Genomic DNA, 12,747 nt, shown 5'->3' on the forward strand with positions numbered 1-12,747 from the left:
GCAGCCGGGTCCCGGCAGGAAAGTGTGCCGATCATAGAGGCAGGTCGGACGGCCATCCAGCCTTGTCCGCGGGCCGGTCACGCACCGGATTGACGTCATCCGCCCCGACAGATCGTTTCTGCTCGCCCTCTGTCTGGGTTCTTCGTTACCTCGATCACCTGTGACGGTCTGTGACCGCTCCCTTGACCCCCGCTCACTCGTCCGGGCCAGATAAACAGGGCGAACAACAGCAAATCCCCACACTCTGGGTGAGGTGTTCCGCTTTCCCCTCCCGGAGGTCGACTTGCCGCGTCCGCAGCCACCCGGGGGAGTGGAGAGGCCCCGCCTGCGCGCAGCCGCGGCGGCGCTGACCGCTCTCACCGCCCTGGCCGCCACAGGTCTGGTCGCGGGTCCCGCGGCAGCCGCCCCGTACGCGGGCCCCTGCGCCCTGGAACGCACCCCGGCCCACCACTCCGAGGGCGTGGACACCTGGAACGCGTCCTATCCGCGTCCGCAGCACACCCTGAACGCGGTGATGGTCTTCCTCTCCTTCCCCGACTCGGCGCCGCTGACGACGCCGGAGGAACTGGCGGCCGACTACTTCCCGGACACCAGCCGCTTCTTCGACCGGGCGTCGTATGGCAAGTTCCACCTGGTGCCGCACCCGCAGCACGCGTGGATCGAGATGCCGAACGACTCGACCTCGTACGAGATACAGCGTGACTGGAGCGCGGCGCACCGCAGCGCGTATCTGCGCGACGCCCTGAAGGTCGCCGATCCGCACACGGACTTCAGCAAGTACGACGTCGTCTACTTCGTCGCCGACCCGGACGCGCCCGGGGTCGACTCGGACGCGACGAAAGTCGTCAACTTCGACCGGCCGATGCGGGCGGACGGCGTGGACATCCGGCGGATCGTCACGGTCTTCGAGCAGCACCCGCCGGACCGCAACGTCCTCGCGCACGAGACGGGCCACGTCTTCGACCTGCCCGACCTGTACCACCGGCCCTCCGACGGCAAGGGGGACTGGGACACGTACGTCGGGGACTGGGACGTCATGGGCAGCCAGTTCGGGCTGGCGCCGGACTTCTTCGGCTGGCACAAGTGGAAGCTGGGCTGGCTCGATCCGCGGCAGGTGGCGTGCGTGACCCGGACCGGGTCGACGCGGCTGACCCTGGAGCCGCTGAACGCGGCGGGCGCCCCGTTCGGCACGGGCGCCGGCACCAAGCTCGCCGTCGTCCGCACCGGCCCCGCCAGCGCCATCGCTCTGGAGGCGCGCGGCGCGGGCGGCAACGACGCGGCGACCTGCACGCAGGGCGTCCTCGCGTACCGCGTCCGCAGCGACTCGTCGTCCGGTGGCGGCCCCATCCAGGTCCTCGACGCCCACCCCTACACCGAGGCCTGCTACGGCGACTCGGTCTACCCCCCGCTGGCCGACGCCCCGGTCGGCGTCGGCGAGAGCTTCACGGTCCCCGGCGAGAACGTCCGCGTCGAGGTGGAGGACCGCACGGGTTCGGGTTCGTGGACGGTCAAGGTGACGACGGGCTGACCCTCGCCGGCCCACCTGGCCGAGCACGCTTCGGTGGGCGATCAGGGACTCGAACCCCGGACACGCGGATGCTGTGTCCGCCGGGGGTGACCCCCGGGCCCCCAGCCGGGGCGCTGGTGTCGCCGGTGCGTGGCGGCAAAGAAGAAGCCCCCCGCCGTAGCGGGGAGCTTTCGTCTTCGGTGGGCGATCAGGGACTCGAACCCCGGACACGCGGATGCTGTGTCCGCCGGGGGTAACCCCCGGACCCCCAGCCGGGGCGCTGGTGTCGCCGGTGCGTGGCGGCAAAGAAGAAGCCCCCCGCCGTAGCGGAGGGCTTTCGTCTTCGGTGCGCCATCAGGGACTCGAACCCCGGACACGCGGATTAAGAGTCCGCTGCTCTAACCAACTGAGCTAATGGCGCCGGTTGACGTCGTAGACATTAGCACCCTGATCGGCAGCAGGAAAAATCGAAATCCGTACGGCGGCCTCGGCCGTCGCGCGGGCCGCCCGGACGCAGGCCCAGAGGAGCACCTCGGGGCCCGGCAGCCAGGGGCGGCGGGTGTCGGGGGCGACCACCCAGCGGGACTCCAGGTGCTGGTCGGCGCGGGGGGCGGCGCCGGTCATGGGGGCGGGCACGGTGACCGCGTCGCCGCTGCCGTGGCAGAGCAGCGGCGGCACCGCGGGGCCCCACTCCTCCCACTCCAGGAGCGACGGGAGGCGCTGCGCGGTGCCGGGTGCGCAGAACAGGAGCATGCGGCCCCGGTGCGCGGCGACGGGTCCCGTGCCGGGGCCCTCGTCCCAGAGCCGGTCTAACATCCGGCGGCCGAAGATCGCGGGCACGTTCACCACGTCGAAGACCGAGCCGCAGGGCAGCACCACGGGCGCGGTGGGGCGGGACTCCCAGTGGGCGAGCGTGGAGCGCGGATACGTTCCTGCGGAGGCCAGCCAGGCGGCGCCCTCGGGCGTGACGCCGGAGACGTCGAAACGGTCGTGGGGGATGGGGGCGGCCGGGGAGACGTGGGGGTACGTAGTGCTCATGACCCCTACATCTACAGGGGGTGAGGGGTCAGCTCCAAAGGGTTGCGGGAAATCGGGACAGGAGGGTGCGGGGTGGAGTATCTTGCCCCTCTGGCATATGCCAAACGATCTTTACGGGGATGATCAAGGGGTGCGTTCGGCGGCCCCGCGCAGCAGGTCGCGGCCGAACTCGACCATCTTCTTGGCATAGTCCTCGGTCCACTGGGCGCGCTCGGCGATGTCGGCCGTGGTCAGCCGGTCGAAGCGGCGCGGGTCGGCGAGCTGGGCGGCCGCGATCGCCTGGAACTCGACGGACCGGTCGGTCGCCGCGCGGAACGCGTGCGTCAGTTCCGTGGCGCGGGCGAGCAGCTCGCGGGGGTCCTCGATGGACTCCAGGTCGAAGAAGTGCTCCGGATCTGCGGCGGCCTCGGCCGGCTCGAAGATCAGCGGGGCGGGCCGCAGCCGCGGCTGCGGGGTACGGGGCCGCTCGGGCTCCGCCATGGTGGATCCTCCTCGGTACGGGTGCGGCCCGCTCGCTGCGCGGGCCACCTTCCATTGTCCGTCGGTGCGCAAGTGGGCCTCGGACCCACACCTCATCGCCTACGGCGCCCACGCCACCCTCCGTCCGGCGGAGGGGGAGGGGACGCCTTCGTCGCCTGCCGGACAGCCGGCGCAGGAGCGGTCAGGGGTGCCAGATCACCCGATGCCGTTCCAGCCGCGCGAGCACCGCGTGATTCGCCTCCCAGCCGTCCGGGAACTTCACCGTCACCCCCAGTTGCACCGGCTCCGTCGACGGGTGCTCGTCCAGGAGGTCCGAGACGCCCGCCCGGCACACCACGATGCACGCGTGCCGGTGGCGGGAGGCCAGGACGCAGAGGCGGCCCGTCTCCAGATGGAACGCCGTCGCGTCGGGGCGCCCGGACAGCGGGTGCAGGACGACCGTGACGTCGTACTCGCGGCCCTGAAGACGGTTCGCCGTGTCGACCGTGACGTCCCGCACGCCCAGCTCGGCGAGGGCCGCGCGGACCGCCGCCGCCTGGTCGCGGTGCGCGGTGCCGACGCAGATCCGGTCCGCTGTCAGGGGGGCTTGCGCCGGGCCCCGCTCGGAGCGGCTCACGCCCTCCCGGTCGAGCAGTCGCCGTACGACGAGGGCCACCGCGCGGACGGCCTCCGGGTCCGTGCGCGGGGTGTGCGCCGGGGGCAGTTCGAGCAGGCCCCAGCCCGCGGCCGCCGCCTCGTCGATGACCCGGTCGGGGCCCGAACCGTCCGACGGGACACGGAAGTTCAGCTCGCGGTCGCCCTCGGACGTGCCGCTGCGGAACCGCGTGAACGGGTAGAACGCGTCCGACACCAGCGGCGCCGCCGACGCCGGAAGCCGCCACGACACCGGCAGCCGGTGCTGCGGCAGCTCCGGATTGTGGGCCAGGAGTGTGGAGACCGCCGACGCCGACGGGTCGTACGACAGCCCCGCCCACTGCTCGGAGCCGACGATCGCGAACGGGTCCAACTGCCCCGGGTCGCCCACGAACAGCGCCCGCTCGAACAGCCCCGCCACGGCGAGCAGCGCGTCCGAACGCATCTGGTACGCCTCGTCGACGATCGCGTGCCGCCACGGCTCCACGTTCTTCACGTGCGCCCACTTCGCGGCCGTCGAGATGACGACGGGCAGCGGCGCGAGGTCGGCCGCTTTCGTCGACGTCCGCACGCTCGGCAGGTCGTCGAGCGCCTTGTCGTACGCGTCCGGGTCGCTGCTGTGCAGCCGCCCGACGGGCAGCTCGGGATTCTTCTCGTGAAGGCGCAGGACGAGGTCGTCGACCTGCGCGTTCGTCTGCGCGACCACCATCAACGGCCGCCCCGCCTCGGCCAGTTCGAGCGCGGCCCGCACGACGAGCGTCGACTTGCCTGCGCCCGGCGGCGAGTCCACGACGACGCCGCGCGCGGTGCCGTGCAGTGTGTCGTGCAGGATCGCGTCGGTGGCGCGTCCCGCCGCCGCGGAGGGCGCCAAGTCGTCGGTCGCCACAGCAGGCTCCGCCACAGCAGGTTCCGTCACAACGGGTTCCGTCACGGCCGGTTCCGTCACAGCACATCCTCCGTCGTCACGGCGTCCGGCGCCTCCGCGTCCGACCCCGGCGGCCCGCCGTGCGTCCACGGCGTCGCCTCCGGATCCGGCAGCGTCGGGCCGCCGCGCTGCTCGTGCTCGAACAGCGTCCAGCACACCAGGTCACCCTTGACCGGCAGGGACCCCTCCTCGGGCTCCTTGCCGCGGCCCATCTTGTCCAGGACCCGCAGTACGACGAGGCTCTCGCCCTCGGCCTCGTACCCCACGAACTCGGCCGTCTGCGGCTTGCCTTCGAGGGAGCGGTAGACCTTCACGCGCTCCCCGAGATGCGGCCGGTCGTCCGTGCGGACGGTGACCAGCGGGCGCGGGCGCTTCTTTTCGTTGTACGCCGCCACGACCTCGGTCACCTCGCCCGCGAACGCCTCCCCGGCGAGCCGGCGCCCCGCCATCACGAGCGGGTCGTCGAGCGCCTCCTGCGCGTCCAGGCGGGCCTGTTCGCGCTCGCGCGTCGCCAGCTTGTTCGCCGCGGTGACCGCGTCGTCGCGGCGCGGCTGCGGCGGCTCACCGGCCGCGACCCGGTCGCGGTGGCCGGTGAACGACCAGCGGTCGCGCGTCCAGCGCTCCGCCGCGCGCGGGCCCTCCGGCAGGGTGCACAGCACGTCGAGACCGCGCCACACCGCGTCCCACGTGGGGCGAGTGCGCGACTCGACGAGGGCGTGGATCTCCCGCTCCGCGGCGGTGAGTTCGGCCAGGCGGCCGTCGGCCTCGACCGCGTCCTCGGCCGCCGCGAGGCGCGTACGGGCCTTGTCGTAGCGCTCGATCGCGGGGGCGAGGAGCTTGTTGTCGAACGCCGGGTCGGTGGCCGGGCCTGCCGGCGGGCACCGCAACTGCCCCTGCGCGTCGCGGTCCAGCTCCGCACGGAGCGCCGCCTCCGCCCCCGACGTGCCCTCCGGCGCGTCGATCCAGGCGAGCAGCGCGCCCAGGTGCTGGTCCTCCAGGCTCGACTGGCCGGTGGCCCAGTGCCGGGACAGCAGGTCCGTCATCGCGAGCAGGAGCGACGAGCCGGGGACGCGGGCCCGCTCGCCGTAGTGCGTCAGCCAGCGGCCGAGCAGCGGGACGTGCGGGGGAGCGGGGTACGGGGTCTCGGGGTCCTGCTCGGCGGTGCGGCGAAAGCGCATCGAACGGCCGAGGAGGCGGACGAACTCGATGCCCGCGCGGCTCGGCACGATCAACTGCGGTGCGTCCGCGCACAGTTCGACCTCGACCTTGACCTTCTTGCCGGTCTCCGGGTCGGTCTCGCTGCGCTCGGCGGCCTCGACGTCGGCGGCGTACGTGTCGATGTACGGCAGGACCGTCTCGGCGAGCCGGGTCAGGAACGCGAAGCGCAGATCGCGGTCGCGCGGCTGCGGCACGACGAGGAGGCGCGGCGAGGTCCGCTCCGTGCCGACCAGCGCGCCGAGCGGGGCGCCGGTCTCACCCGCGGTGGTCAGCGGTACGAGGACCAGCGGGCGCTGCGACAGATGCCGGTGCCGGGTGGTGGCGATGGGCTGCGCGCGGCCGGTGTCGACCGCTTCGAGCCGGGCGAGGTGGTTGATCAGGCTCACGGGGAGGGCTCCTCGCCGAGGACGCGGGGGGTGGTCGGGTGGGAGGACAGGGCGCTCAGCACCGCGCACCCCCGAGTGCCTCCGCCCGCAGCCGCGCCGCGCGGCGCAGCGCCGCCACCGTCGGGTCCGACGGGTCGCCCGCCTCGCCGTGCGCCGCGGCCAGGACCGCGTCCACCGTGGTCAGGCCGCCGAGCTCGGCCCGCAGGGCGCGGCCGAGCGTCGTCACCGCGCCCGACGCGCGCGAGCGGTCACGGCAGTGGAACGCCAGCTCGCACGCGGCCAGGCACTCCGGCGCGTACGTCGCGGGAACCGCCGCGACCGCCGCCGCCAGCTCGGCGGCCGGCAGCTCCGGGTCGAAGACGGTGCCGGGCGGCAGCTGCGCCGCGATGTCCTCGATCCGGGTGAGGCGCCGCAACTGGCGCCGCGTCACCGACAGTTGCTTGCGCACGTCCACCGCCGACGCCGCCGGCAGGTTGCTGAAGTCCTTGGGGCAGACCAGCACGATCCGCTCCCGCACTCGCGGCGCGGCCTGCGGCATGCGCGCCGCGACGTCCTCCAGGGCCAGCACGTACACCGCCGCCTGGCGGGCCGCCGCGCCGACCTTCGCCGGGTCCGCCGCCCCGTCGATCATCGGGAAGGACTTGATCTCGACGACCGTCCAGCCGCCGTCCGGATGCACGACCACCGCGTCCGGCTCCAGGAACGCCGGGGTGCCCGCCACGTCGAGCGCCAGCATCGGATGGTCGAGGAACGTCCACGTCCCGGGCGACTCGACGGCCTCGCGCAGCGCCAGCGCCGTCCGCGCCGTACGCCCCTCGGGCCCGATCGCCGACAGGTCCGGCGTGCGTACGAGGTCGGGGACGGGCTCCGGATCGGCGGCTCCGCCCACGCGCGCGTGCACCAGACGCAGCAGCTCCGCGCCCCCGTCGGCCTTGACCCGCGCCTCGAAGACATTGCCGCGGGCGAGCGCGAACTGCGACTGGCCGAAGCCCGAGGGCGCACCCAGCGCGTCCGCGAGCCGCGCCTTGTCGACGCCCGCCCCGTCCAGGAGCGCACGCCGGCTGCACCCGGGGTTCGCCGCGAGCGCGGCCAGCGCCCTGGCGTCGAGCGGGCGGGGCTGGGTGTCGGGGCCGCGCAGCTCAGCGAGCTGGTGCCGCAGCGCCGTCCCCCGCCTCTGCGGAGGGGGCGGGGGCTGCTGCTGCGGCCTTGCGCTGTCGGGGAATTCGCTCACCCGGGGAAGTCTGGCACTCTCCACTGACAATCGAGGAACGTGTGGCGGAAGGTGCCGCGCCCGAGGCCGCCGCGAACACCGTCGCCGCCCGGTCCCTGATCCGTGCGGCGATCCCCATCACGGGCTTCGTGAGCAGCAGTCCGACGCCCATCACGGCGGCACCGGCGAGCGCGTCGAAGAAGTAGTGGTTGGCCGTGCCCATCACGACGATCGTCGTGATCAGCGGGTAGGCGACGCCCGCGGCCTTCGCGTACGGGGTGCGGCCGTGGCGCCACAGCATGATCCCGCACCACAGCGCCCACCCGACGTGCAGGCTGGGCATCGCCGCGTACTGGTTCGTCATCCCGCCCATGCCCTTGGGCGCGCTCGCAGCCCCGCCCCACCAGCCGTACGAGCTGTACTGCGCCATGGTGTCGACGAAGCCGTGGCCCGCCGAGAGCAGTCGGGGCGGGCAGGTCGGCAGCAGCGTGAAACCGATGAGGCCGATCATCGTGGACGTCATCAGCCAGGTGCGGGCCGCGCGGTAGATCTCGGCGCGGCGGCGGAAGAGCCAGATGAGGATGACCGGCGTGATCAGGTAGTGCAGGGAGGCGTACCAGAAGTCGGCGGGGACGCCGATCCACGCCTCGCGCGTGAAGAGACGGTTCAGCGGGTGCTCGAAGTTGAGGTGGACCGCCTTCTCGGCCCGGAGTATCGCGAGGCCGTGGTCGACGGCCGTGGACACGTCGCCCCGGGCGAGCAGCCGGCCGGCGGTGTACGCGCCGTACACGAGGACGATCAGCGGCAACTCGGTCCACCAGCGGAGCCGGATCCCAGGTATCGCCCCGGTACGTGGTGCGTCGTCGGTGGTCTGCGACATGCGGGCCGCTCCCCCTGTTCCTCGTCGTGCGGCCTCCGGCCCCAGCGCCCACCCTACGGTGTGGACGGGGGCCCGCGCGGGTGACCCCTGACCCTCGTAGACGCGGAGATCGGACGCCGGGTTGCCCGACGGGCGGCCCCTGATCGCGGTGGGCGATGATGGTCGGGCGAAACATGCCGTTCGCCTGCTGTACCCCGTACGTCATCTCGTACGCCCCCGACGCTCTCCGACTGGGAAAGGCCCCGCTCATGGCACCGCGCATCCTGTTGGCCCGGCACGGACAGACGGAATGGTCGCTGTCCGGCCGCCACACCGGCAGGACGGACATCCCGCTCCTGGAAGAGGGCCGGCGCGGCGCGAAGCTTCTCGGCGAGCGGCTGCACCGGGCCCCGTACGACGGGCTCGACGGCGTCGAGGTGCGCACGTCACCGCTGGTGCGGGCGAGCGAGACGTGCGAGCTGGCCGGGTTCGGCGAGCGGGCCACCGCGTGGGACGCGCTGATGGAGTGGGACTACGGCGCGTACGAGGGCCTCACCCCGGCGCAGATCCAGGAGCTGCGGCCCGGCTGGTTCATCTGGCGGGACGGCGTCCCGGAGGGCGAGACGCTGGCCGAGGTGACGGCGCGGGCCGACGAGGTCGTGGCGTGGGCGCGGGGCGCTGACCGCGATGTGCTGGTGTTCGCGCACGGGCACATCCTCCGGTCGATCGGGGCGCGCTGGCTGGGGCTTCCGCTGGACTTCGCGTCGCGGATCCGGTTGAACCCGACGTCGTTGTCGGTGCTCGGGTGGGCTTATGGGGAGCCGGCGGTGGAGTCCTGGAACGAGACGGGGCACCTGGCGGTGGGCTGAGCGGATACGCCTTCGCCGTCGGGGGTGCGCTCGTATCGCGGCTGCGGCTTTCGTCGGGGCTGGTCGCGCAGTTCCCCGCGTCCTTGAAACATGCGCTGCGCGCAGCTTCCCCAGGGGCGCGGGGAACTGCGCGAGCGACCCCCACCGGGCCGCAGGCGAACGACGGTCACACGGACGCCGGTCGGCGAGACGCCGCGTGGGCGTCGAGGAACGCCGAGACGCCCGACGCCCGCCGGTGCGGCAGCAGAACGCGGGCCGTCGTCGCGAGCATCGCCTCGATCCGCGACGACCGCACCTCGCGGAGGAACGCCAGCGTCCGCAGCCCCGCGGCAGCGGCCTCGTCGGGCTGGCCCGCGCGGGCCAGGTCGTCCGCGTACTGGGCGGTGTACAGCGCGATGTTCCGGGTGAAGTGCGGGTCCTGGAGCGCCGCCGCCCGCCGCGCGTGCCGGGCCGCACGGGCCCAGTCGCCGAGCGCCGACCAGCACTGCGCCTCCAGGCCCTCCAGCTCGGCCTCGCCGTAGAACGACATCCACTCCGGGTCGGCCTCCGAAGCGCCCCGCGCGAACAGCGCCTGCGCCCGCGCCAGGGACCGCTCGCACGCCGGACGGTCGCCGAGCCCGGCCCAGCCGCCCGCCTCCCGCAGCGCGAGCAGCGAGAGCAGCCGCGGCGAGCCGAGGTGGGCCGCGATCCGGGTGGCGGCCTGCGCCGCGCGCACCGCCTCGCGCGGGCGCCCCGCGTCCCGCGCGAGGAACGCCGTGTTGCAGAAGGCGTGCGCCTCCAGCGCCTCGTCCCCGGCCATCCGCGCCGTGGCGAGCGCCTCCGCGTAGTGCGAGCGCGCGTCGTCGAACCGGCCCGAGTCGTGCGCCAACCAGCCGACGGAGATGGCCAGTTCACCCGCTCCGGCCTGGAGCCGCTCGGCGACGTCGCGCTGGGCCGTGCCCGAGTCGAGCAGTTCGAAGGCGGTCCGCAGGGGTTCGGCGGCCCGCCGGTACAGCCCGTCGGCGCCGTGCCGGTCGTCGAGCACCCGGATCCGCCGGATCGCCTCCTCCACGGCGCCGATCCCCGCCCGCGCGGGGTGCCGGTCGAGCCCGGGGGCCAGGGTGGGGACGCTGAAGGGCGTCAGAGTCGCGACGGCCACGGTGGCCGTCGAGCCGGTCATGCCGGTCATGAATGCGCGACGCCGCACGTCGCTCTCCTCGTGGTGGTGCGGGTGATCGTGGTGCGGGGGCCCGCCGGTGACCGGGGCGGGGCGCGCGCTGCGCCCACGGACCGCCGACCGGGGTGCGAACCCGAGGTCCGCGAGGGTCCGGCCCGGGAACATGTGCAGGAACACCCGCTCGTACGCGTAGTTGGGGCAGCGGATCTCGCCGGCCTCTACGCGCCCGATGTAGCGCGCGTCGCAGCTGACCCGCTCACCGATCTGCCGCGCCGCACGCCGGACCGCGGCCGCGAACTCGCCCGGGGAGCGCTGCCCACGCAGCGCACGGAAGGCGAGGTTCGGCCGCGGGGACTGCGCCGCCGAGGGGTACGGAGACGTCGTCATGGTCGGGTCCTCCCGAGCGAACCGTGCCGGACGCCAGGGGAGTTGATCGCCTCGCGGCCCGAACTCCCTTGTTCCGGCGAGGCTCGAAGGTACCGGCTGTCACGGCTCCGACACGCAGGGTTTGGCTACAAACCGGATATCTCACCCGCGATCCGCCATGAACTGCCATCCTTTGCGGCGGCGTGCCGCCGTAGCCGTTGACGCCGTGCCGCGTTGAACCATGCAGCGATTCCCCACGAGCTGAATCACCACGAGCTAGGAGGGGCCGACGTGTTGGACGCGGCACAGACCATGACGTCGACAGCGCAGCACCACCCGACCGAGGAGCGCAGTGTGCAGCCGCCCGGCGCCTGTGACCTGGTGACGGTTCCGTCCCGGCAGGGTCTGGAGGCGGTCGACATCCTGCGCCGCGGGTGCGCCCGTACGGTCGGCCCGGTCCTGCACGCCGGAGACGGCGACACCCTCGGCTTCCTCGTCCCGCCCGGCACCGCCGACGCCTGGGACGTCCCGGGCAGCGACTGCACGCACACCGACGGGCGCGGCGCCCGGCTCGCCCCGCCGGTCGAGGGCACCGGCTGGCTGCTGCCCCCCGACCCGAACGGCACGGAGGCCGCCGACCTGGTCACCGACCCGGCCGTGCTCCGGGCCGCCCTCGACGAGGCGGCCCGGCTGATCGAGGCCGCGGACAACTGCCGCTGAGCCGGGCGCCGTTGCCGATCAGTGGTCGTTGCTGACGACGTGCGTGACGTCGCCGACCGGGCCGGAGCCGGACTTGGTCAGGTACATCCGGAACCTGATGTCCACCTCGGGCAGGTTGTGGAAGGCGATGCCGTCGCTCGCGTTGGCCGTCTGCACGTCGCCGGCGCCCGACGCCTTCAGCGTGTACAGGAGCTGCCCGGTGCCGTCCATGAAGACGCCGAGCAGGACGCTGTAGCCGTCGGCGTCGTAGTCGGCCAGGAAGACGTAGTCGCCGTGCTCGGCGAAGCACAGGCGTCCGCCCTGGTCGACCGAGCCTATGGAGTCCGACTCGTCGGTGTACCAGACGTGGTCGCAGTCGACGGCCTGCGCGGGGGTGGTCACGACGAGGGATCCTGCGGTGGCGACGAGGGCCACCGCCGCGGCGGTGAGTAGTCTCTTCATGCGGCATGATCATGCCAGACGGGGTGACGGCCGTCACAGAGTCCAGGTCAGGGCGATAATGGGCGAATGGCGAGGTCACGAGGGAAGCAAGGGCGCGAGGCGCGGGAGTCCGTCGTGGAGAGCGTCGACGGGGGGCTCGCCGAGCTCATACCCGACCGGGACCGTCCGGCCGGCTGGACGCTGCTCGTGGACGGCGCCCCGCAGTCGCACGTCGACCTCGACGACCCGGCCCACCTCTCCTTCGAGTACCAGCGCCGCATCGGCCACGTCCTGGACCTCGCCGCGGACCCGGGCCGCCCGGTCCAGGCCGTGCACCTCGGCGGCGGCGCCTTCACCCTCGCCCGCTACGTCGCCGCGACCCGGCCGCGCTCCACGCAACAGGTCGTCGAGCGGGACGGAGCGCTCGTCCAACTGGTGCGCACCGCTCTGCCGTTGGACTCCGGCGCCCGCATCCGGGTCCGTACGGCGGACGCCCGCGAGGCGCTCGCCAAGATGCCGGACGACTGGGCGGACGTCCTGGTCGCGGACGTGTTCAGCGGGGCCCGCACCCCGGCGCACCTGACGAGCACCGAGTTCCTCACCGAGGTGCGGCGCGTGCTGCGGCCCGCGGGCACTTACGCAGCCAACCTCGCCGACGGGCCGCCGCTGGCCCATCTGCGCGCCCAGATCGCCACCGCCGCCGCCGTCTTCCCCGAGCTGGCGCTGATCGCCGACCCCACGGTGCTGCGCGGCAAGCGGTTCGGGAACGCGGTGCTCGTGGCGTCGGCGCTGCCGCTGCCCGTCGCCGAGCTGACCCGGCGCGCGGCGGGCGACCCGCACCCCGGGCGGGTCGAGCACGGCCGTGGCCTGATGGACTTCACCGGCGGCGCGCTGCCGGTGGCGGACGCCACGGCGAAGGCGTCACCCGCGCCCCCGCCCTCGGTGTTCCGCTAGCCGCGC

The 12,747-nt window shown here is 73.7% G+C and carries 12 protein-coding genes and 1 tRNA gene; 4 read left to right on the forward strand and 9 right to left on the reverse strand.

Going from position 1 to position 12,747, the window contains the following annotated elements; translation table 11 throughout:
- Positions 1 to 310: 310 nt before the first annotated feature.
- The gene (locus AB0L37_RS09250; protein ID WP_365502003.1) at positions 311 to 1,528 is read left to right on the forward strand and encodes a M6 family metalloprotease domain-containing protein; all 1,218 of its coding nucleotides are present in this window, start codon (positions 311 to 313) and stop codon (positions 1,526 to 1,528) included.
- A 326-nt stretch (positions 1,529 to 1,854) separates the two neighbouring features.
- On the opposite strand, the gene AB0L37_RS09255 is transcribed toward AB0L37_RS09250, so the two are convergent.
- From AB0L37_RS09255 to AB0L37_RS09285, 7 genes are all read right to left on the reverse strand, one after another.
- A tRNA-Lys gene (locus AB0L37_RS09255) sits at positions 1,855 to 1,928 on the reverse strand.
- Entirely contained in the window at positions 1,919 to 2,545 is a 627-nt protein-coding gene (locus tag AB0L37_RS09260) for a bifunctional DNA primase/polymerase (RefSeq protein ID WP_365502005.1), read from the reverse strand. Before AB0L37_RS09260 ends, AB0L37_RS09255 begins: the two co-directional genes overlap by 10 nt.
- Before the next feature lie 123 nt (positions 2,546 to 2,668).
- A complete protein-coding gene (locus AB0L37_RS09265; RefSeq protein WP_365502007.1) occupies positions 2,669 to 3,025 on the reverse strand; it encodes a hypothetical protein in 357 nt (118 codons plus the stop codon).
- Between the two features lie 181 nt (positions 3,026 to 3,206).
- A complete protein-coding gene (locus AB0L37_RS09270; RefSeq protein WP_365502009.1) occupies positions 3,207 to 4,544 on the reverse strand; it encodes an AAA domain-containing protein in 1,338 nt (445 codons plus the stop codon).
- 56 nt (positions 4,545 to 4,600) lie between these two features.
- Complete coding sequence (locus AB0L37_RS09275; protein ID WP_365502011.1) at positions 4,601 to 6,187, reverse strand: hypothetical protein; 1,587 nt, start codon at positions 6,185 to 6,187, stop codon at positions 4,601 to 4,603.
- A 55-nt stretch (positions 6,188 to 6,242) separates the two neighbouring features.
- Positions 6,243 to 7,418 carry a hypothetical protein gene (locus AB0L37_RS09280; protein WP_365502013.1) on the reverse strand — a complete coding sequence of 392 codons (1,176 nt, stop codon included), beginning with the start codon at positions 7,416 to 7,418 and terminating at the stop codon, positions 6,243 to 6,245.
- Complete coding sequence (locus AB0L37_RS09285; RefSeq protein ID WP_365502015.1) at positions 7,327 to 8,277, reverse strand: phosphatase PAP2 family protein; 951 nt, start codon at positions 8,275 to 8,277, stop codon at positions 7,327 to 7,329. The genes AB0L37_RS09280 and AB0L37_RS09285 overlap by 92 nt, the downstream gene beginning before the upstream one ends.
- Positions 8,278 to 8,525: 248 nt before the next feature.
- On the opposite strand from AB0L37_RS09285, the gene AB0L37_RS09290 reads away from it, so the two are divergent.
- Entirely contained in the window at positions 8,526 to 9,125 is a 600-nt protein-coding gene (locus AB0L37_RS09290) for a histidine phosphatase family protein (RefSeq protein ID WP_365502017.1), read from the forward strand.
- 166 nt (positions 9,126 to 9,291) lie between these two features.
- Here AB0L37_RS09290 and AB0L37_RS09295 read toward each other — a convergent pair whose 3' ends face one another.
- Positions 9,292 to 10,668 carry a tetratricopeptide repeat protein gene (locus AB0L37_RS09295; RefSeq protein WP_365502019.1) on the reverse strand — a complete coding sequence of 459 codons (1,377 nt, stop codon included), beginning with the start codon at positions 10,666 to 10,668 and terminating at the stop codon, positions 9,292 to 9,294.
- Positions 10,669 to 10,959: 291 nt separating this feature from the next.
- On the opposite strand from AB0L37_RS09295, the gene AB0L37_RS09300 reads away from it, so the two are divergent.
- Positions 10,960 to 11,367, forward strand: a complete 408-nt coding sequence (locus tag AB0L37_RS09300; RefSeq protein ID WP_365502127.1) for a hypothetical protein — start codon at positions 10,960 to 10,962, stop codon at positions 11,365 to 11,367.
- Positions 11,368 to 11,385: 18 nt separating this feature from the next.
- On the opposite strand, the gene AB0L37_RS09305 is transcribed toward AB0L37_RS09300, so the two are convergent.
- Positions 11,386 to 11,808, reverse strand: a complete 423-nt coding sequence (locus AB0L37_RS09305; RefSeq protein ID WP_365502021.1) for a hypothetical protein — start codon at positions 11,806 to 11,808, stop codon at positions 11,386 to 11,388.
- Between the two features lie 66 nt (positions 11,809 to 11,874).
- Here AB0L37_RS09305 and AB0L37_RS09310 point away from each other — a divergent pair, with 66 nt between their 5' ends.
- Positions 11,875 to 12,741: a fused MFS/spermidine synthase gene (locus tag AB0L37_RS09310; protein WP_365502023.1), complete on the forward strand. Its 867-nt coding sequence runs from the start codon at positions 11,875 to 11,877 to the stop codon at positions 12,739 to 12,741.
- Positions 12,742 to 12,747 lie beyond the last annotated feature (6 nt).

Origin of the sequence: Streptomyces sp. NPDC052225 (assembly GCF_040679615.1) — a bacterium.
GTDB lineage: Bacteria > Actinomycetota > Actinomycetes > Streptomycetales > Streptomycetaceae > Streptomyces.